Origin of the sequence: Arcobacter sp. s6 (assembly GCF_040884245.1) — a bacterium.
Taxonomy (GTDB): domain Bacteria; phylum Campylobacterota; class Campylobacteria; order Campylobacterales; family Arcobacteraceae; genus Aliarcobacter.
The window spans coordinates 15381-33970 of sequence record NZ_JBEVTN010000024.1 but is presented as its reverse complement, the minus strand read 5'-3'; the positions used below and the strand labels follow the sequence as shown (position 1 = coordinate 33970).

The following is an 18590-nucleotide window of genomic DNA, read 5'->3' as shown; positions in this document are numbered from 1 at the left end:
GCTTTGAAGGATCTAACCAAATACGCATAGCATATTGTGCTCCAAAAATTCTAATACTTCCAACACCTTCTACTCTTGATATAGGATCTTGTATATTACTTACCAAATAATCAGATATATCAGCAGCTGTTACTTTATCTGTTTCATCATATAATGCAGCAATCATCAAAAAATCTGTTTGAGATTTAGTAACAACAATACCTTGATCTTGAACAGCACTTGGTAATCTTGTTGTTACTTGGGAGACTTTATTTTGAACTTGAACTTGAGCTGTATCTGGATCTGTACCTTGTTTGAAAGATACATTAATCGTAACTTTTCCTGTTGATTCACTAGTTGAGGTGAAGTATAATAATCCATCTAATCCAGTTAATTGTTGTTCTAATAATTGTGTAACACTATTTTCAACAGTTTGGGCAGATGCACCTGAGTATGTAGTTGAAATTCTTACTGTTGGTGGAGCAATATCTGGATATTGTGCAACAGGAAGATTATAAATTGAAGCTAATCCTACTAGCATTATTACAATAGAAATAACCCAAGCAAAAATGGGTCTGTTTATAAAAAAAGCTCCCATATTAGTTTACTTTTGAATTATCGAATACAAATTTAGTTGAAATATCAGTATCTTTTTGAACTTTATCACCTACTTTAATTTTTAGTAAACCTTCAACAATTAAATGTTCTCCTTGACTTAACCCTTCTTTTATTAACCAATAATCTTTTATTGTTCTATCTAATATGATATTTCGTTTTTCAACTTCATTATTTTTATTTACAATCATAGCAACTGGATTTCCTTTATCATTAAAAGATATTCCTTGTTGTGGTACTATAATAGCTTTTGTATTAATAGCTTCATTTATTATAATATTTACATACATTCCTGGTAATAGAGTATTTTTTGGATTTGGAAATTCTGCTCTTAATGTAACAGAACCTGTAGTTTCATCAACTGCTAATTCTTGAAGTTTTAATTCACCTTTATTCTCATATATTGAATTATCTTCAAGTTTTAAACTAACAGAGGCATTTGCTGCTTTTATATCTTTTTGTTCAAGAAGTTTTTTTAGTTTTAACATTTCAACACTTGATTGTGTAAAATCAACATATATTGGATCAAGTGAACGAACAGTTGCCAATGCAGTTGTTTGATTTGCTGTAACTAATGCACCTTCTGTAACACTTGAAATTCCAATATGACCAGTTATTGGAGATTTGATTTGAGTATATCTTAAATTAATTTCAGCACTTTGCATAGCTGCTTTTTTCTCTTCTACGTTTGCCAGAACTTGTAAATATGCTACATTTGCATCTTCATACTCTTGCTTTGAAACACCATCAATTTTTAAAAGTTCTTTATATCTTTCATCTTTTAATTTTGCAGCTTTTACATTTGCTAAAGTATTTGAATAAGAAGCTTTTGCTTGATTATATGTAGCTTCATAACTTAATGAGTTTACTTTGTATAAAATTTCATCTTTTTTTACACTTGAACCTTCTTTAAATAATTGACTTTCAATTATTCCTGTAATTTGAGGACGAATTTCAGAACTTAAAGCAATGACAGTTCGGCCAGGAAGTTCTTGTTGTAATGTAATTTCTTGTTGATTTATTGTATATGTTCCAACTTCTACTGGAGGTTTAGTAGGTGTTTTTTTTTCAGTTTCTTCTGTACATCCATTAAAGAGGGTAACTAATCCAATTAAACCAATAAAGAAACAACTTTTTAGAAGATAATTATTCAAAATGATATCCTAGTTAAAAATTATTATAAAATAAATTTTAGTATATCAAAATTAATCATATCTTAATGAAATGAATATGATTATTATTCATAAAATATCCCTTCCTTGTTTTTAAAAGAGTCTATTAGATATAATCAAAAAAACTTTTAGGGATAGATTTGAAAATAGCAATTATAGGAGCAGGAGCAGCGGGAATAATAGCTGCAATTACTGCTAAAAGATTAAATAAAAATCTACATATAGATTTATTTGATGCAAACAAAGGCATAGGTAAAAAGATATTAGCAAGTGGTAATGGAAGATGCAATATCTCAAATAGTAAAGTAACATCTAAAAACTATATAGGAGAGAACCCTGATTTTACCAGCTTTGCACTAAAAGAGTTTGACTTCAAAGCCTTTGAAAAGTTCTGTAAAAGTATAGGACTTTTACTTGATATAAAACCAAGTGGAAAGGTGTATCCCTTATCAAATGAAGCAAAATCAGTGACAAATCTTTTGGAACTAGCTTTAAAAGAATTAGATGTGAATATATACTTAGAAGCTATGATAAAAGATATAGAAAAAGTAGAAGATAAGTTTAATATCAAAACTCAAGATAATGAATATAACGCATATGACAAAGTTTTAATATCAAATGGACTAGGAGCAGCCCCACAATTAAATGCAAATGAAAGTGGTTTAGATTTTGCTTCAAAATTTGAGCATAGTTTCAATCCAACATATCCTTCTCTTGTGGGACTAAAAACTGATAATACATATAATGGTAAATTACAAGGTGTAAAAAAAGAGTGTAATGTAAGCTTATTTGTAAATGGTAATTTAGAGCAAGAGATTTTTGGTGATGTACTATTTACAAGTTATGGAGTTTCAGGTTTTGCAATACTTGATATTTCACAACTTGCAGTTTTAAATCTAAGCTCTTATCAAGATGTAAAAATAGCAATAAATTTTTTCCCAAAAATAAATAGAAATGACCTAAGCGACCAAATTCAAACACTATTTAAAACTATCCCAAGTCAAAAAGCAGTAGATATAATAACAGGAATGGTATCAAATAAAATAGCACCTGTTTTATTAGATATTTGTAAAATTAATATAGATACAAAAGCTGCAGATATAAATGCAAAACAAATCAAAGCATTAGCATATCAGCTAAACCAATGGAAACTAAAAATCATAGATACCCAAGGTTTCGGACATGCAGAAGCCAGTGGTGGAGGAGTGCGAACCGCTGAGGTAGATAATAAAACTTATGAAAGTAAATTGTGTAAAGGACTATATTTTGCAGGTGAAGTTTTAGATATAGTTGGGAATAGGGGAGGATTTAATCTTCAGTTTGCGTGGGCGAGTGGTTACTTAGTTGGAAAAAGTCTAGCGAAGTAAAATAGTAACTTTTCTCAAAGAGAGTGTAAACACAAGTCAAATTTCGGCCTTATCGTCGAAATTGAAATAGTCACATACTAGAGTATGCTCCCCCCTTCCAATTTTTCCTCTGGCCTTGAACTTTAACAAAATTTATTATTTTCCAAGTATAATGTAATACTAAAATTAATTATTTAAGAGAATTTGATGGCACAATTAAAAACTACTGAAAAAAGATACTTTGAGAATTTGTTTAATATGGAAAGTGGCTATGTATTAGATTTCTCAAATCAAGAATTTGCAAGATTAATTAATGATAGAGTAGGACTTAATATTTATGATAGTAAGTATGAATATATTGGTAATTCTAAAGCAAAAAGACTTAGAGCATTTTGGGCATTAGAAACAGATTATTAGGAAATCAAAGAGTAGAAAGAACTGAAGAAGATTTTTTAAATATAAAATTTGATGAAATAAATCTTTCTTTTTTAGAATTAGATTTTCCATATGAGAATATAATAAATCAAAGAATAGAAGGTGAGCATTTTCAAAATAGCGTAAAGAAAAATCAAATTAAATCTGTAAAGAAATTTGAACTGTTTGAGCGACTGAGCGAGTTTTCAAATTTTAAGATTTTATTTTATTTTTTAGCTATTTTGGAACTTAGCGAACGCTTTTCTTTTGCTTACTTTTCTTTATTAAAAAGAAAAGTAAGAAGTATCACAATAAAGAAATATCTTTCACAAACTAATCTTCAAAAGACAGAATACTAAATCAAAAATATTTAAATATCTAAATCAACCTAATATACTTATCTTATAAATCCATAGCGTAAGATTTCAATGTTTCTAAATCAATGAGTTCTAATATACGTTCATGTGTAGAATGTATAAATATCTGAGGTGCTTTACCCGCATGATGTGCTTTGAGAAAACTATATCCTCCTAAACACCAACTCTCTCCTGGTTTAACACCTGGGAAGTTATATTCAGGTATTGGGGTTGAAAGATCATTACCCGCTTCTTTAGAATATGCTAAGAACTCTTTAGTCGCATAGATACAAACAGCATGAACTGCATCATTTTCTTTTCCTGAAAAACAACAACCATCACGATAGTATCCAGTTAGAGGATTTACACTACAGGGTTCTAGTGCTTCGCCTAGTACATTTAACTTCTTTTTCATATTTCTTCCTTATTTAAAAATTCTGAGGACACGATACTAAATTATAAATGAACTAGCTCGTATACTTACATCGAGGTAGTTCATTTAAGAAAGTAGAAACTAAAGTAGTAAAACTGAAGGATTATATTTCTTTACTCCACAATCCCACTCATACAAGTAACTTCAACACCTTGTTCTCTCCAAGCTTTTACGATTTCAAGTAAACCAATACTATCACTTGGCATATGAGGTGCTATGATTATATTTCCTATGTTTTGCTCAATTACTGCTTTTTGTACATCTTCAGGAACGTGCATAGCAATAATTGTGCCAACACCTGCTTGGAAATATGATTTATAAACATCTGCTCCGCCATTTGTTCCACCTGACATAAGTACTTCGATTTTTCCTGCGTAGTCTTCATTAGAACCCACTCTTATAACTGGCTGTGCAACTTTTCCTACAAAGTATTCCCAAGAGTTTAACTCTTCTATAATATTTTTTAGTTTTGTTTTTGGTTTGTCTTTAAATGCATTATCAAGTCTTTTTTGTACGATTTCTTCTGTTATAAAATCAGCTGGAATATGTATATTTAAATATGGCATATTCATAAGTCTAGCAGCTGAACTTACTCGGTCGTAGTTTGAAGCGTGTTTTGTTATATCAATACTTGCTTGTTTTGCTCTTAAAACTTTTTGAGCTTTGTTTATTGGGATTCCTGATTTTACCATTCTATCTATTTGCACATCCATAACTTTTGCAAAATCAACTACACAATAGTCTGCTTTTGGATGGTGGCTTACAACGCAATCAAATCCTAGCGTACGAGCTAGTAATAACTCAGGCGTTTCCATATCTATACCAATAAGTACTTTTTTTATATTTTCACCTGCAACTATGATATCTGTATCATAAGGCATTTTATCTAGTTTTGCTAATTTAAGAGCGGTGTTCATTAAGTCTGTTGTATTCATATTATTACCAATGTTAATTTTTATGAATGATAACATTTATTTGTTGTAAAAAGAAGATTATAAAAATCAAACCCAAGAAGGGTTTGACATAAAAATTAGTTTCCTAATAATTTACTAGCAGTTCCCATTAAAGAAGGAGTTGATGAATCAGTTGCCGCTTTTACAGCTTCTGTAGTAGCTTTATCTTTTAATTCACTTACTTTACCTTCCAAACCTTCACTTGCTTTATCAGCACAAATATCAATAGCTTTAGCCATCATACCATCATCAGCAATTCCTACAAATGATTTATAAGTAGAAGCTTGAGTACAATAAGTTTTTGCTTGCTCAGCTGTAGCTGGAGCTTTTGCTTTTGCCATATCTGCTAATTGTGTTCCAATTGATTCTGCTGTGATTCCTGTTGCAGCTCCAACTGTTTTTGTAACTGAACCTATATCAAATGCAAAAATTGAAGAGATTGATATTAGTGTTGTAAATACGATTTTTTTCATATTAATCCTTAAAAATAAATTTAGGCATTATATAGTTTAAAAATTAACAAATTGTGTAATTTTAAAATTTATCCTTCAAAATTTGCAAATTTCTAATTCTTTCAAACTCAAAAATTCCTTTATCGCTATAAAGTTTATTATCAATATTAAGTTTCAAAGGCTTGATTTTTTTTAAGCTTTTATTTTCATAATTAAATGAAATGTAGTTTTTATCAATAATTGCTTTTTGCAAAAATCTAAATTCTATGTTCATTTGAATCTTTTGGAGCTTCATCTCTTTTTTCTTTTGTATAATCTCGGAGTACTTGTGCTACACGAATTCTATAATCTTTAAATATTCCAGCATTACCTTTATCTTGTGCAATTCTATGCTCAAAAAGATTTCTCCAGATTTTTATAGATTTTTCATCTTCCCAAAAAGAAAGGCTTAAAAGTTTATTCTCATCAATTAAACTTTGAAATCTTTCAATAGAAATGAATCCTTTTCTATTTTGTAAAAATTTTTTTAGAGAAGAAGCTATTTTTAGATATTCTTCTTTCCCTTCATTTGTTGGATAAACTTCAAATATTACTGCATACATATTTCTTCCTATTTTTTTGGTGGATTTGCTTTTTCCCAAATGATAATTTTCTTATCTTCTTTAATAATATGTTGAATTAATGATATATCTATGATTTTTGCTAATTGTTTTTCAAAATCATTTATTTCCATTGTTGGAAGTTGTTTTACAAACTCATTTATTTTTAAGATAATCTCTTTATGAAGTTTTTTATGTTCATCAAGTTTTGGATAATTTATTTCACTCATAAATTTCTCTTCATGCGCAAAATGTATTTTCATATAGTCATATAAATCTGTCAAAATTGCTTTTATTTTTTTAGTTTTATCTTTTCCTTCAACAGGTATAAAAGCTTCTTGCGCAATATCAAAAAGTTGTTTATGCTCTTTATCAATTATAGAATTATTTACACTATAAATTTCTTTCCAAGCAGAATGATGTTTCAAATCTTCAAGTGAACAATTCCAAAGGCTTATTTTTTTGTCTTCTAAAATAATATGTTTTATAAAGTACTCTTCAATAAAATTATATAAAGACTTTTCAATATCTTTCAATTCCATATTATTTAATTCTGAAATTAATTTTGTAAGCATATCTAGGATATTTTTATGAAGTATTTTATGTCTTTTTATTTCTGGATATTTAACTTCTTGCATATATTTTTCTTCATTTGAGAAATGACTTCCAACATAAATAAATAGTTCTGTAATAAGCTCTTTTATCTTACCTATTTCTTTATTGTCATTTTTTAATTTAACAACCGAAAGCGTTTGTCTAGCAATTGAAAAAAGTTTTTGATGCTCTTGGTCAATTTTTAGATTTCCGATGTTATATTCTGATTTCCAAATTAGATTTGAGATTTCAATATTATCTTCCATAAAAAATCCTGATATTATAATTGTATTAATTGTATATGAATATTACTAAAATATATCAACTATGAATCACTTTGATTTGAATTTGCTTTTAACCAAGTGATGATTTTTTTATCTTCTTGAATTATATGATGAACGATAGTTACATCAATAAGTCTTGCTAACTCTTTCTCAAAACTATCTTCACTTAAACTTGGAAGTTCTTTTACAAAATCATTGATAGTATTTGCAATATTGTTATGTAGTTCCTTGTGTATTTCAATATTTGGATAGCTTATTTCTTCCATATATTTTTCTTCATGTGAGAAGTGCGTTTTCATGTATTCATATAATTTATTTAAAATATTTTTGATTTTTTCATGTTTTAATTCAGGCTCAACAATTGCAAAAGCTTCTTCTGCAATTTTAAATAAAGTTTTGTGTTCTTTATCAAGTTCAGGATTATTAAGACTATAAATTTCTTTCCATCCAAAATTTGTTTTCAGATCATCAAGACTTGTATTCCATAGTTGGATTTTTTTATCTTCTTTTATAATATGTTGTACAAAAATTTTTTCAATAAAATCATTTAATTCTTTTTCTATTTGCTCTAGTTCCATTGTATTTATTTCGGAAATTAGTTTTTTGAGCATTTCTAACATATTTTCATGTAAAATTTTATGATTAGAAAATTCAGGATAAGATAATTTTTCCATATACTCTTCTTCATGCGAAAAGTGTAAATCAACATATTCAAAAAGCTTTATAATAACTTCTTTTAGTTTGGAGTTTTTATCTAAATGATTTTGTAGTTTTGCTATATTTAAAGCTTCTCTGGCGATTGAAAAAAGTTTTTGATGTTCATTGTCTATTTTAAAATTATTAATATTATATTCTGAACGCCAAATCATTGCTTCTTGGCTATTAACTTGCTCCACAAAAATCCTTTTTTTATTTATTATTATATAACAATAGTTTAAAAAAGTTTACTTATTTTTTATTCTCTAATATAAAAATAAACTAAAAATAAGAATTTAAAATTATTAATGCAAGCTTTATTTCAATAACTTTTACTATAATACACGAAAAAACTAGGAAGCATTTTAGTATGAGTAATTCAAATATTATAGAAAACCCAAACAATGAGGAACAAGAAAAATTAGTTCAGTCACAGTTTAATATAAATGTTGCATTTTATGTTCATTTAAAAGCGTATAACAATAGCGTAAGGGAAGAGTTAGAAAAAAGATTATCAGAAGTTTTCTTTTTCACAAGAGGAGTTGACTGGAAGTTTGATAGCTTTGGTATTGAAAAAACAGGTTCAAGAGGAACAGAAGTTTTAGGATACTTTATTTTTAGAGCTGTAGAATTAGAAAAATTACAAAAGCTTTTTGTAGAAGAGTTTAAAGATTATGATAATGCAATCAAGATTACTTGTTCTGTTGCAAAATATGAAAAAGTAGAAGAATTATTCTTTGAATTAGAGATATAAAAGAGAAATCTTTTATATCTTGTATGTTCTCATCACTAAAAAAGCTACAAAAGAGATTATTGAAATACTAAGTGCAATTGGTAAAAATGTTTCACTATGAAAAGATAGTGCAATTGAAGAAATAATTGCTCCTAATCCAAACTGTAAAACTCCTATAACTCCAGATGCTACTCCTGCATTTTTTGGGAAATGTTCTAAAGTTAAAGCCATACAATTACCAAAGATAAAAGCCATCATACTCATATATGAAGCAATTATTATCATAATAGTTATTATAGATATATTTTCATATGTTAATACAAAGAAAATTCCTGAAAATACTTGAATTAAAAGAGCAACTTTAACAAGCCAAATAGGCTCGTATTTTTTTAATAAATTTACATTTACTTTGATCATTAGTATTAAAATAATAAAATTTACTCCAAAAAATAGTGGGAAATAATCACTAGAAATTTTAAAGTATTCAATATAAATAAAAGATGTTTTAGCAATGATAATAAAAAACCCACCAAAACTAAATCCAAGTGTCAACATAGCTTTTAAAGCAGTTTTATGACTCAATACTATCTTAAATGATTCATATATATTTTGTTTATTATATGTATAACTCTCTTCTAAATTTTTGTAAACAAAGAAAGCGACAACTAAAGCATAAAAAGTTAAAAATGCAAAAATAGCTTCCCAGTGAAAAAAATGAATAATAAATGCTCCAATAGCAGGAGCTAAAAGTGGAGCTAAACTTCGTACCATTCCAATAAGTGAAAATACCTTTGCAGCTTCAGCTCCATGAAATCTATCTCGAACAGCTGCTGCTGCATTTACAACGACTATTCCTCCAAAAAATGCTTCAAAAAATCTATAAAACCAAAGTTCATAAATAGTGGAACTAAAAATGATAATAAAACTAAAAAGAGCATAACCTAAAAGTCCAAATACAGAACTCATCTTTCTTCCGTATCTATCAGAAATAGGGCCTCCAAAAACTTGACCAATAGAAAATCCAATTAAAAATATAGATAAAGAAAGTTCAATTTTATGAATACTAACATTAAATGATTTAGCAATATCAGGAATAGAAGGTAAATAAGTATCCACACCCATTGGTGCAACGGAAGATAATACGGATAATAAAATGATCAAATATATGTGATTTATTGGTTTTCTCATAATTCTTCTTCTACGCTTTTTGTGACTTTTTCTAAAAGAGAAATTAATTGTATTACTTCTTTTTCCTTTAGCTTCGAAATCAAATTTTCCCTAAACTCTTTTACAGCCTTATTACTATCATTTAAAATTTTTTCTCCTTCAAAAGTTAGTTGAATAAGATTTGTTCTTTTATCAATTTGTTTTTTTGAAATTAGATTCTTCTTTTCCAAAGTTGCAAGAGTTCTACTAATAGTAGTTTTATCTTTTCCTAAAATATTAGAAATTTTTGTTTGATTTACATCTTTCTCATATTTTATGATTTCAAGTGTAGCTCTTTGTTCAGGAGCTATATCGTAAGCTTGTAAAATGTGATTAAATTTATTGTTTAATTTGTTTGCTGTTTGGTTTATCTTAAAACCAATAGATTTTTCTAAATCATATGCCATATGAATATCCTTAAATTGTATATGCAACTATTGCATATACAACCTTTTGAAAATGTTAAGAATAAGGTAAAATATTAAATCCAAAATATTAAGGGAATAATAAATATGAACTTCAAAGCAAATACACAAGAAGAATTAAAAAAATTAAATATCCAAGATGGAAGTGAATATTTAGTTGAGTATAAAAATAAGGATTATTTCAATGGTGAAGAAACTATCGAAAAAGCGAAGGCAAAAGTTATTACAAATAATGGAGTAATTTCTTTTATCATTCCAGACCCAATGGGAATGGAAAGATTTATAAGTGAAGTTAGAGTTTTAACTTAGCAATTAGTTTTGTAAATTAAATCATTTATTTTAATGATTTTATCAAGTCTAATATTAACTCCATTTTTTAGTATTAAAAACTCTTCTTTATTTTTTGTTTTGAAATCAACTATTATATCTTCTATATATTTTTCATTTTCATTTTCTGAATATGTGATTTTCGTAAGCACTTTTTTTACAGCTAAGGCTTCTAATTCATCATAAAAATGACAAGAAACAGTTTTATAAATATCACCCATGTTAAGCCTTTATATTTTATTTGAATCTATTAAGTTGTCATTATACTATTTTATTGAAAATAATAAACAAATTATTAAAACACCTATGATACAATTTTAAATAAGGAGTCAATTATGAGTCTTAAAAAAATCACTTCACTTACCATGCTTTTAGCGATGCTTACCATGACATTTACAGGAATAATACTTTTTATAACACCTCCTGGACGTGTTGCAAATTGGGCAAATTGGGAATTATTTGGTATTTCAAAAGAATTGTATGGACAAATCCATTCTGCTTTTATGGTGCTGTTTGTAATAGCTACTATTTTACATATATATTATAATTGGAAGCCTTTAATTAGTTATATGAAAAATGAAGCTAGAGAATTTGTTTTATTTACTAAAGATATGATTGCTGCTACTATTTTATTTTTACTGTTTTTATTTGGAACTATTTATCAAATAAGTCCTTTTTCAAACTTCTTAGAATTTGGGGATGAAATTAAAAGTTCATGGGAAAAAGAGTACGGAACTTCACCTTATTCTCATGCTGAATTATCTTCTTTGAAAAGTTTTACAAAAAAACTAAACTATGATTTAGAAGTTTCAAGAACTATATTAACTTCAAATAATATTACGTTTGAGGAAGAACAAAGTTTATCGCAAATAGCTAAATTAAATAATGTTAGTCCAAAATTTATTTATGATTTACTAAGAAAAAACTTTGAAAAAGGTGAAGAAAAAACAGTTCCACTTTCAGGGCTTGGGAAAAAGTCTATTAAAGAAGTTGCACAAACTTTAGGTCTTAGTTCGCAAGAGTTTATTTCTAAGTTAAAAGCACTAGAGCTTGAAGCAAAGGAAGATGATAAGTTTAAAGATGTAGTTGAAAGTAAGGATTTAAGTCCTTCTTCCGTTTTAGAAAAACTAGGTTATAAAAAAGCAGAATAAAAAATAATAAGAAGCAGAAAACTCTACTTCTTATTTACTATATCTAAAATATCTAAAGGGTGTTTTACTACATAAGTAGCACCATTTGACATAAGTTCTTCTTCATCTCTAAATCCCCAAAGAACACCAATACCTATCATTTTTGCATTAACTGCTGTTTGCATATCAACCATTGTATCACCCACAAAATATACTTCTTCACAAGGCACATCAAAACTTTGTGCTATTTGAATAGCTGCAATTGGATCGGGTTTTTTTGCTATATGTGATTTTTGTCCATGAACTTCTTTCATTTCATATTTTGAAAAAAGATTACTTGTATATGCAATGGTAAATTCATGGGGTTTATTTGATAAAACTCCTATTTTAAAATCTTGTTTTTGAAGTTCATCTAAAAGTTCATAAATTCCATCATAAGGTAGCGTTTTTGCATGTAATTTTTGGTCATATACTATTTTAAATTTTTCAGTTACAAGCTCTTTTGTTTCTTCACTTGTATTTTTATCAAGTGCATTATCAACTAAGATACTTATTCCTCCACCAACGAAATACTTATAATCATCTATTTTATGAGATGGTAGATTTAGTTCTTCTAATACTTGATTCATACAAACAGCAATATCTTCTAATGAGTCTATTAGTGTTCCATCTAAATCAAATATAATTGCTTTATTTTTCATTTTTTTCCTTTTAATTTTGGAAGTTTACCAGCCACCGCTAGCTCCTCCACCTCCAAATCCACCGCCGCCGCCTGAAAAGCCACCACCTGAACTTGAGAAACCACCACCGTTACTAGAAAAGCCACCGCCACCAAATCCACCTGAACGGCTATTTGATGAATTCCTTGAAGCTTCTTTTATTTTATTAAAATCTACATTTCTTATATTTATAAAATTGAAAATAAAAACACCAATAAATACAATGGCTGCAATTATTATATAAAAAGATGTGAAAGATTGAGCCATAATAAATGTAAAAAAACCAAAGAAAGAAGAAAGAATAGACGATTTACTAGTTTTATATAAGAATTGGTTTTTTGTTTTTGTTGAAATTCCATTTAAAAAAATTGATAAAAATATTATTCCAAAAAAGACTAAAGGTAGTGTTTCACTCATCATTTCCATATCTTCATCTTTTACTTTTGTTTTTACTGTGTATTCACCTTTTATCGCTTGGATTATTTCATTTACTGCATTTGTAATTCCAGCATCATAATCTTGTAATCTAAACTTTGGTTTTAGTGTGTAGTTTATTATTTCATAAGATATTTTATCTGTTAGTGCCCCTTCTAAACCATAACCAACTTCTATACGTAGTTTTTTTTCCTCAAGAGCAATTACAAGTAAAACGCCATTATTTAAATCTTTTTGTCCAATTCCCCAAAATCTTCCTAGTTGATAGGAAAATTCCTCTATTTCATAGCCGTTTAGTGATTTTAAAGTTACTACTACTATTTGATTTGATGTTTTATTTTCATGTTCTTTTAGTGTTGTAGTGATTTTTTCTTTTGCATTTGAACTTAAAAGATTTGCAGTATCTACCACTCTTCCATCAAGCTTTGGAAAGTATTGAGTTATATCTGCAAAAAGTGTTGATATAAGTAGGGTTAAAATTAGTATCGTTTTTTTCATAATTTATCTTAACTCAATAACATCATTTGGAAGTTCATTTTTATCATTTTTTTGAATAGGAAACTCTTTTATTAAAATTCCACTACAAGAATCAATTGCTTTTAAATATCCATTTGACAGCTCTTTTTTCTTTACATCTTTTATGAATTCATCAACAACTTTTTGCCAATAAGTATTCTCTATTTTAGAACTAATTGTTGTATCACTAATTATTTCAACATACTTTTCATCAAAACTAACAAAAAACATAACTCCTTGTTTGGTTTTTGTACGATTTAATCCAAGATTATAAAACTGTTCTTGAGCATTTTGAGATGCCTTATATTGTTTATAACTTTTTGGTAAAATTGATAGTAAAAAACCATGAAAGTGTTCAAAAAATAGATTTATTCCAATAAAACTTAAAAGTTGAATTTCTATTAATTGTAATGTTGAAAGTTCAATCGTGAAGATTAAAGAAAAAGATATTAAAAAGACTAAAAAAATACTTATCATGACTCTTACAAACTTGTAATCGCTACTTTTTTTGGTAATGACAGCAACTAACTCAGCAGAGCTTGATTTTTCAAGATTTTCAATCTTTTTTGAGATTAGATCTTTTTCTTCACTGCTTAGTGTCATTAAAATTGAACCTTTGGAGCCTCTTGTTCAGCCTCACTAGCTTTAAATGTCTCTTTTAATTGAGCACTTGGATGAACAATAGCAGCTACAAGTTTTCCAGGCATTGTTCTTAACTCTAAATTATAAAGTTTCACAGCTTCTATAAAATCTTTTCGTGCAACAGTAATTCTATTTTCAGTACCTTCTAGTTGAGATTGAAGTGCCATGAAATTTTCATTTGCTTTTAAATCAGGATATTTCTCAACAACTAGCATAAGCTTAGATAAGGCACTTGAAAGTCCTGCTTGTGCATTTACAAATTGTTGCATAGCTGCTGGATTATTAAGTGTATCTGCGTTTATATTCATTTGTGAAACTTTACTTCTAGCTTCTGTAACTTCTGTAAATGTGCTTTTTTCATGTTCCGCATAACCTTTTACAGTTGCAACTAGATTTGGAATTAAATCAGCTCTTCTTTTGTATTGATTTTGTACTTGTGACCATTTCTCTTTTACATTTTCATCAAGTTTTGGAATATTGTTATAGTTTGTAAATATTAGGTAAACAAGGGGAACTATAATTGCTAATACTACAATTATTAGGATTTTTTTCATAAATAACCTTTTTATAAATTTATCAATAGTATAAAAAATATTATTAAGAAGCTATAAATTATCATCAAAAAAGATTATTATATAAGGAGGAATAAACTATAATCCTTTTTGTGTAAAATGTTACACTTTTCATATCTTTTTGATAATCATTATGAAAATAAAACAAGATTTTAATAAGTATTAACTATGATTATCAATAATTTTTATAAAATAAACGGAGTATAAAAAATGAACGCATCAGAACTATTTGTAAAAGCATTAGAAAACGAAGGTGTTGAATATATCTTTGGAATTCCAGGTGAAGAAAATCTTGATTTTCTTGAAGCACTTAGAACATCAGATATTAAACTAATATTAACAAGACATGAGCAAGCAGCTGGATTTATGGCAGCAACTTATGGAAGATTAACAGGAAAAGTTGGAGTTTGTTTATCAACTCTTGGCCCTGGAGCTACAAACTTCGCAACAAGTGCAGCTTACGCACAATTAGGTGGAATGCCAATGATGATGATCACTGGTCAAAAACCTATTAAAAAATCAAAACAAGGTAGATTCCAAATTATTGATGTTGTTGGAATGATGAAACCAATGACAAAATATGCGAAACAAGTTGTAAATGGAAATAATATTCCATCAATGGTAAGAGAAGCATTTAAAATTGCAACAACTGAAAGACCAGGTGCTGTTCATATTGAATTACCTGAAGATATTGCAGCTGAAGAAGTAGAATTTAATATCTATCCAGTTAGAGAATTTAAATATCCAAAAGCTGGAAAAGATGCAATTACAGATGCAGTTAAAATGATTGAAAAAGCAAAAAGACCATTATTATTAATTGGAGCTGGGGCTAATAGAACGAGAATTGGAAATGCATTAACAGATTTCGTAAATGAAACTGGAATTCCTTTCTTCTCAACTCAAATGGGAAAAGGTGTAATTGATGAAAATCATAAATTATGTTTATCAACTGCTGCATTATCAAAAGATGATTTCATTCACTGCGCAATTGAAAGAGCAGACTTAATTATCAATGTAGGACATGATGTTATTGAAAAACCACCATTTTTTATGGAAAATACACCAGATGCTACAAAAGTAATTCATGTTAATTTCTTCCCAAGTGAAGTTGATGATACATATTTCCCTCAATTAGACGTTGTAGGTGACATTGCTTCTAATGTTGCTAGTTTAGCAACGGCTATTTCTCCTCAAGAGCATTGGGACTTTGAATATTATAAAAGAATGGTAGTTGAAGTTAAAACTCACTTAAATAAATATTTTGGTGATAATAGATTCCCAATTTTACCTCAAAGAGCAGTTCGAGCGATTAGACAAACTTTAGATGATGAAGATATTGTAACACTTGATAATGGAGTTTATAAAATCTGGTTTGCAAGAAACTATAGATGTGCACAACCAAATACATTATTACTTGATAATGCATTAGCAACAATGGGTGCTGGACTTCCTTCTGGAATGGCAGCAAAAATGATTAATCCTGATAAAAAAGTAGTTTCTGTTTGTGGTGATGGTGGATTTATGATGAATTCACAAGAGTTAGAAACGGCTGTTAGATTAGGTCTTGATTTAACTGTGATTATCTTAAATGATAATGCATATGGAATGATTAAATGGAAACAAACAGGAATGGGATTTGAAACATTTGGTTTAGATTTAGGAAACCCTGATTTTGTAAAATATGCTGAATCTTATGGAGCATCTGGACATAGACCAACTTCAGTTGAAGAGTTTGAAAAAACTTTAGAAGAGTGTGTAAATACAAAAGGTGTTCATTTAATTGATTTAGCAGTTGATTACTCTTTAAATCATGCAATCTTAAATGATTTATTAGCTAAAAAACAGTGTTTAATATAATAAAAATTTGAAAGGATAAATATGAGTACAATAGAAGTAACATCACCATTTGACGGAAAAGTAGTAGGTACAGTAAAGTTTAGTACATTTGAAGAAGTTGAAGCTGCAATTGATTTAGCTCATCAAACTTTTTTAGATACGGCAAACTGGTTACCAAAATATAAAAGAGTAGAGATTTTAGAAAATGTAATGAAGATTATGTCTTCACAAGTTGAAGAGCTTACAATTTTATGTGCAAGTGAAGGTGGAAAGCCGTATATTGACTCAAAAGTTGAAATTCAAAGAGCTATTAATGGTATTAAAATTGCTATTGAGCATTTAGGTGCTTATGAAGGTAAAGAAATAGCTATGGGTCATACTGCATCAAGTGCAAATAGAATGGCTTATACATTTAAAGAACCAATTGGAGTAGTAGCTGCAATTTCTGCATTTAACCATCCATTTAATTTAGCAGTTCACCAAGTAATTCCTGCAATTGCGGTTGGTTGCCCTGTTATCATAAGACCAGCAACACAAACTCCTATGAGTGCTGTAAGACTTATAGAAATTTTAGAAGAAGCTGGACTTCCAAAAGGTTGGGCACAAGCTGTTGTTTGTGATAGAAAAGGTGGAGAGTTATTAGCAACTTCTACTAAAACTAACTTCTTAACATTTATTGGTTCAGGACCTGTTGGTTGGTATTTAAATTCAAAAGTAAGTCCAGGAACAAGAGTAGCTTTAGAACATGGTGGAGTTGCTCCTGTTATTGTTGAAGCTGATGCTGATATTGAAGATATGATTCCAGCCCTTGCAAAAGGTGGATTCTATCATGCAGGTCAAGTTTGTGTATCTGTTCAAAGAGTTTATGTTCAAGAAACAATTTGTGATGAAGTTGCAAGTAAATTAACAGCAGCTGCAAAAAAATTAATTGTTGGTGATCAACTTGATCCAAAAACAGAGGTTGGACCATTAATTAATCATGATGAAGTAAATAGAGTTGAAGAATGGGTAAATGATGCAATTGCAAAAGGTGCTACTATTTTAACTGGTGGAAAAAGAATAGGTGACTCTTGTTTTGAGCCAACTGTTATTTTAAATGCACCTGATGATGCAATAGTTTCACAAAAAGAGGTATTTGGACCGGTTGTTTGTATCTATTCATATAAAACTTTAGATGAAGCAATTAGTAGAGCTAACTCTTTGGATGTATCTTTCCAAGCAGCTGTATTTACAAAAAATATTGATACAGCTTTAAAAACTGTAAAAAGATTAAATGCAACAGCTGTTATGGTAAATGACCATACAGCATTTAGAGTTGATTGGATGCCATTTGGAGGAGCTAGAGTTTCAGGACTTGGAATGGGTGGAATTCCTCATTCAATGGAAGAAATGTCAAATGAAAAAATGATGGTTATTAAATCACCTGTTTTATAATTGTAAAACAAAGATTTTTTCAAAAGCTAAGGTTTTAAAGCCTTAGCTTTTTTTATTTCTAAAATATAAGGATAATTATGACTTGGGATGATTTTTTTAAAGAAGAGCAAGATAAAGAGTATTATAAAAAATTGATGAATGAACTTGATAAAGCCTATGAAAAATCAGTTGTTTTTCCTACAAAAGATAAAATATTTTATGCCTTTTCTTTAACACCTTTGGAAAATCTAAAAGTAGTATTATTGGGACAAGATCCATATCATGGAGCAGGACAAGCACAAGGTTTAGCTTTTTCAACACCTATTAATATTGCAAATCCTCCCTCTATGAAAAATATGTTAAAAGAGATAAATGATGATATTGGAAATAGCGTTTGTGCTGATGGTGATTTAACTTCTTGGGCAAAAGATGGAGTTTTACTAATAAATGCAATTTTAACAGTTGAAGAGTCAAAACCAAAATCTCACCATAAAATGGGTTGGGAAATATTTACAGATAATTTGATTAAGTTTATTTCTAAAAATTCTAAAGATATAGTATTTATTCTTTGGGGTAGTAGTGCTATTAAAAAAGAGAAAATAATAGATAAAGATAAACATCATATATTAAGTGGAGTTCATCCAAGTCCATTATCAGCTTATAGGGGTTTTTTTGGCTGTAAACATTTTTCTAAAACAAATGAGATTTTAAATAGTTTAGGAAAAAATAAAATTAGCTGGTAA

At 28.5% G+C, this 18590-nt stretch carries 25 protein-coding genes; 9 read left to right on the top strand and 16 right to left on the bottom strand.

Features of this window, described 5'->3' with window-relative positions; translation table 11 throughout:
• Both ABVS04_RS14330 and ABVS04_RS14325 read right to left on the bottom strand, forming a co-directional pair.
• Window positions 1-577 (bottom strand): efflux RND transporter permease subunit (locus tag ABVS04_RS14330; RefSeq protein WP_368031455.1); only part of this gene is annotated, 577 nt, incomplete at its 3' end.
• 1 nt (window position 578) lies between these two features.
• Entirely contained in the window at window positions 579-1748 is a 1170-nt protein-coding gene (locus ABVS04_RS14325) for an efflux RND transporter periplasmic adaptor subunit (RefSeq protein WP_368031454.1), read from the bottom strand.
• A gap of 158 nt (window positions 1749-1906) precedes the next feature.
• On the opposite strand from ABVS04_RS14325, the gene ABVS04_RS14320 reads away from it, so the two are divergent.
• From ABVS04_RS14320 to ABVS04_RS14310, 3 genes are all read left to right on the top strand, one after another.
• Window positions 1907-3133 (top strand): NAD(P)/FAD-dependent oxidoreductase, encoded by a 1227-nt coding sequence (locus ABVS04_RS14320; protein WP_368031453.1) that lies wholly within the window; start codon window positions 1907-1909, stop codon window positions 3131-3133.
• A 186-nt stretch (window positions 3134-3319) separates the two neighbouring features.
• The gene (locus tag ABVS04_RS14315) at window positions 3320-3529 is read left to right on the top strand and encodes a hypothetical protein (RefSeq protein ID WP_368031452.1); all 210 of its coding nucleotides are present in this window, start codon (window positions 3320-3322) and stop codon (window positions 3527-3529) included.
• Window positions 3505-3885 carry a hypothetical protein gene (locus tag ABVS04_RS14310; protein ID WP_368031451.1) on the top strand — a complete coding sequence of 127 codons (381 nt, stop codon included), beginning with the start codon at window positions 3505-3507 and terminating at the stop codon, window positions 3883-3885. Before ABVS04_RS14315 ends, ABVS04_RS14310 begins: the two co-directional genes overlap by 25 nt.
• 43 nt (window positions 3886-3928) lie before the next feature.
• On the opposite strand, the gene ABVS04_RS14305 is transcribed toward ABVS04_RS14310, so the two are convergent.
• The 7 genes from ABVS04_RS14305 to ABVS04_RS14275 form a co-directional block, all read right to left on the bottom strand.
• The gene (locus ABVS04_RS14305; RefSeq protein WP_368031449.1) at window positions 3929-4297 is read right to left on the bottom strand and encodes a DUF2237 family protein; all 369 of its coding nucleotides are present in this window, start codon (window positions 4295-4297) and stop codon (window positions 3929-3931) included.
• Window positions 4298-4428: 131 nt separating this feature from the next.
• Window positions 4429-5250 carry a hypothetical protein gene (locus tag ABVS04_RS14300; RefSeq protein ID WP_368031448.1) on the bottom strand — a complete coding sequence of 274 codons (822 nt, stop codon included), beginning with the start codon at window positions 5248-5250 and terminating at the stop codon, window positions 4429-4431.
• Between the two features lie 95 nt (window positions 5251-5345).
• On the bottom strand, window positions 5346-5741 hold the full coding sequence (locus ABVS04_RS14295; RefSeq protein ID WP_368031447.1) for a hypothetical protein: 396 nt from the start codon (window positions 5739-5741) through the stop codon (window positions 5346-5348).
• A gap of 61 nt (window positions 5742-5802) precedes the next feature.
• Complete coding sequence (locus ABVS04_RS14290) at window positions 5803-5994, bottom strand: hypothetical protein (RefSeq protein WP_368031446.1); 192 nt, start codon at window positions 5992-5994, stop codon at window positions 5803-5805.
• Window positions 5978-6322 carry an antibiotic biosynthesis monooxygenase gene (locus ABVS04_RS14285; RefSeq protein WP_368031445.1) on the bottom strand — a complete coding sequence of 115 codons (345 nt, stop codon included), beginning with the start codon at window positions 6320-6322 and terminating at the stop codon, window positions 5978-5980. Before ABVS04_RS14285 ends, ABVS04_RS14290 begins: the two co-directional genes overlap by 17 nt.
• Before the next feature lie 8 nt (window positions 6323-6330).
• On the bottom strand, window positions 6331-7179 hold the full coding sequence (locus ABVS04_RS14280; protein WP_368031444.1) for a bacteriohemerythrin: 849 nt from the start codon (window positions 7177-7179) through the stop codon (window positions 6331-6333).
• 59 nt (window positions 7180-7238) lie between these two features.
• Window positions 7239-8093 carry a bacteriohemerythrin gene (locus tag ABVS04_RS14275; protein WP_368031443.1) on the bottom strand — a complete coding sequence of 285 codons (855 nt, stop codon included), beginning with the start codon at window positions 8091-8093 and terminating at the stop codon, window positions 7239-7241.
• 170 nt (window positions 8094-8263) lie between these two features.
• Between ABVS04_RS14275 and ABVS04_RS14270 the strand changes: the two genes are divergently transcribed.
• On the top strand, window positions 8264-8647 hold the full coding sequence (locus ABVS04_RS14270; RefSeq protein ID WP_368031442.1) for a hypothetical protein: 384 nt from the start codon (window positions 8264-8266) through the stop codon (window positions 8645-8647).
• A 12-nt stretch (window positions 8648-8659) separates the two neighbouring features.
• On the opposite strand, the gene ABVS04_RS14265 is transcribed toward ABVS04_RS14270, so the two are convergent.
• Window positions 8660-9814, bottom strand: coding sequence for a multidrug effflux MFS transporter (locus ABVS04_RS14265; RefSeq protein WP_368031441.1), 1155 nt, complete (start codon window positions 9812-9814; stop codon window positions 8660-8662).
• Window positions 9811-10239 (bottom strand): MarR family winged helix-turn-helix transcriptional regulator, encoded by a 429-nt coding sequence (locus tag ABVS04_RS14260; protein WP_368031440.1) that lies wholly within the window; start codon window positions 10237-10239, stop codon window positions 9811-9813. The genes ABVS04_RS14265 and ABVS04_RS14260 overlap by 4 nt, the downstream gene beginning before the upstream one ends.
• A gap of 105 nt (window positions 10240-10344) precedes the next feature.
• On the opposite strand from ABVS04_RS14260, the gene ABVS04_RS14255 reads away from it, so the two are divergent.
• The gene (locus ABVS04_RS14255) at window positions 10345-10566 is read left to right on the top strand and encodes a hypothetical protein (protein WP_368031439.1); all 222 of its coding nucleotides are present in this window, start codon (window positions 10345-10347) and stop codon (window positions 10564-10566) included.
• Here ABVS04_RS14255 and ABVS04_RS14250 read toward each other — a convergent pair.
• Window positions 10563-10805, bottom strand: a complete 243-nt coding sequence (locus ABVS04_RS14250; RefSeq protein ID WP_368031438.1) for a hypothetical protein — start codon at window positions 10803-10805, stop codon at window positions 10563-10565. The two genes, ABVS04_RS14255 and ABVS04_RS14250, sit on opposite strands and share 4 nt — an antisense overlap.
• Before the next feature lie 114 nt (window positions 10806-10919).
• Here ABVS04_RS14250 and ABVS04_RS14245 point away from each other — a divergent pair, with 114 nt between their 5' ends.
• Window positions 10920-11735 carry a DUF4405 domain-containing protein gene (locus tag ABVS04_RS14245; protein WP_368031437.1) on the top strand — a complete coding sequence of 272 codons (816 nt, stop codon included), beginning with the start codon at window positions 10920-10922 and terminating at the stop codon, window positions 11733-11735.
• Between the two features lie 23 nt (window positions 11736-11758).
• Here ABVS04_RS14245 and ABVS04_RS14240 read toward each other — a convergent pair whose 3' ends face one another.
• From ABVS04_RS14240 to ABVS04_RS14225, 4 genes are read right to left on the bottom strand one after another with little or no spacing between them, the layout of a single operon-like run.
• The gene (locus ABVS04_RS14240) at window positions 11759-12415 is read right to left on the bottom strand and encodes an HAD family hydrolase (RefSeq protein WP_368031436.1); all 657 of its coding nucleotides are present in this window, start codon (window positions 12413-12415) and stop codon (window positions 11759-11761) included.
• Between the two features lie 24 nt (window positions 12416-12439).
• Entirely contained in the window at window positions 12440-13366 is a 927-nt protein-coding gene (locus ABVS04_RS14235; protein ID WP_368031435.1) for a YgcG family protein, read from the bottom strand.
• Between the two features lie 3 nt (window positions 13367-13369).
• The gene (locus ABVS04_RS14230; RefSeq protein WP_368031434.1) at window positions 13370-13987 is read right to left on the bottom strand and encodes a TPM domain-containing protein; all 618 of its coding nucleotides are present in this window, start codon (window positions 13985-13987) and stop codon (window positions 13370-13372) included.
• A complete protein-coding gene (locus tag ABVS04_RS14225) occupies window positions 13987-14580 on the bottom strand; it encodes a LemA family protein (RefSeq protein WP_368031433.1) in 594 nt (197 codons plus the stop codon). Before ABVS04_RS14225 ends, ABVS04_RS14230 begins: the two co-directional genes overlap by 1 nt.
• Before the next feature lie 228 nt (window positions 14581-14808).
• Between ABVS04_RS14225 and ABVS04_RS14220 the strand changes: the two genes are divergently transcribed.
• The 3 genes from ABVS04_RS14220 (at window position 14809) to ung (ending at window position 18590) form a co-directional block, all read left to right on the top strand.
• A complete protein-coding gene (locus ABVS04_RS14220) occupies window positions 14809-16455 on the top strand; it encodes an acetolactate synthase large subunit (RefSeq protein WP_368031432.1) in 1647 nt (548 codons plus the stop codon).
• Window positions 16456-16476: 21 nt separating this feature from the next.
• Window positions 16477-17868: an aldehyde dehydrogenase family protein gene (locus tag ABVS04_RS14215; RefSeq protein ID WP_368031431.1), complete on the top strand. Its 1392-nt coding sequence runs from the start codon at window positions 16477-16479 to the stop codon at window positions 17866-17868.
• 77 nt (window positions 17869-17945) lie between these two features.
• On the top strand, window positions 17946-18590 hold the full coding sequence (ung, locus tag ABVS04_RS14210) for a uracil-DNA glycosylase (RefSeq protein WP_368031430.1): 645 nt from the start codon (window positions 17946-17948) through the stop codon (window positions 18588-18590).

Bases quoted from the DNA above. Each gene is read 5' to 3' on its own strand.
- ABVS04_RS14225 (WP_368031433.1), bottom strand. From the start codon at position 14,580: ATGAAAAAAATCCTAATAATTGTAGTATTAGCAATTATAGTTCCCCTT.
- ABVS04_RS14220 (WP_368031432.1), top strand. From the start codon at position 14,809: ATGAACGCATCAGAACTATTTGTAAAAGCATTAGAAAACGAAGGTGTT.
- ABVS04_RS14290 (WP_368031446.1), bottom strand. From the start codon at position 5,994: ATGAACATAGAATTTAGATTTTTGCAAAAAGCAATTATTGATAAAAAC.
- ABVS04_RS14230 (WP_368031434.1), bottom strand. From the start codon at position 13,987: ATGACACTAAGCAGTGAAGAAAAAGATCTAATCTCAAAAAAGATTGAA.
- ABVS04_RS14240 (WP_368031436.1), bottom strand. From the start codon at position 12,415: ATGAAAAATAAAGCAATTATATTTGATTTAGATGGAACACTAATAGAC.
- ABVS04_RS14215 (WP_368031431.1), top strand. From the start codon at position 16,477: ATGAGTACAATAGAAGTAACATCACCATTTGACGGAAAAGTAGTAGGT.
- ABVS04_RS14250 (WP_368031438.1), bottom strand. From the start codon at position 10,805: ATGGGTGATATTTATAAAACTGTTTCTTGTCATTTTTATGATGAATTA.
- ABVS04_RS14285 (WP_368031445.1), bottom strand. From the start codon at position 6,322: ATGTATGCAGTAATATTTGAAGTTTATCCAACAAATGAAGGGAAAGAA.
- ABVS04_RS14280 (WP_368031444.1), bottom strand. From the start codon at position 7,179: ATGGAAGATAATATTGAAATCTCAAATCTAATTTGGAAATCAGAATAT.
- ABVS04_RS14305 (WP_368031449.1), bottom strand. From the start codon at position 4,297: ATGAAAAAGAAGTTAAATGTACTAGGCGAAGCACTAGAACCCTGTAGT.
- ABVS04_RS14270 (WP_368031442.1), top strand. From the start codon at position 8,264: ATGAGTAATTCAAATATTATAGAAAACCCAAACAATGAGGAACAAGAA.
- ABVS04_RS14245 (WP_368031437.1), top strand. From the start codon at position 10,920: ATGAGTCTTAAAAAAATCACTTCACTTACCATGCTTTTAGCGATGCTT.
- ABVS04_RS14300 (WP_368031448.1), bottom strand. From the start codon at position 5,250: ATGAATACAACAGACTTAATGAACACCGCTCTTAAATTAGCAAAACTA.
- ABVS04_RS14315 (WP_368031452.1), top strand. From the start codon at position 3,320: ATGGCACAATTAAAAACTACTGAAAAAAGATACTTTGAGAATTTGTTT.
- ABVS04_RS14255 (WP_368031439.1), top strand. From the start codon at position 10,345: ATGAACTTCAAAGCAAATACACAAGAAGAATTAAAAAAATTAAATATC.
- ABVS04_RS14235 (WP_368031435.1), bottom strand. From the start codon at position 13,366: ATGAAAAAAACGATACTAATTTTAACCCTACTTATATCAACACTTTTT.
- ABVS04_RS14260 (WP_368031440.1), bottom strand. From the start codon at position 10,239: ATGGCATATGATTTAGAAAAATCTATTGGTTTTAAGATAAACCAAACA.
- ABVS04_RS14265 (WP_368031441.1), bottom strand. From the start codon at position 9,814: ATGAGAAAACCAATAAATCACATATATTTGATCATTTTATTATCCGTA.
- ung (WP_368031430.1), top strand. From the start codon at position 17,946: ATGACTTGGGATGATTTTTTTAAAGAAGAGCAAGATAAAGAGTATTAT.
- ABVS04_RS14295 (WP_368031447.1), bottom strand. From the start codon at position 5,741: ATGAAAAAAATCGTATTTACAACACTAATATCAATCTCTTCAATTTTT.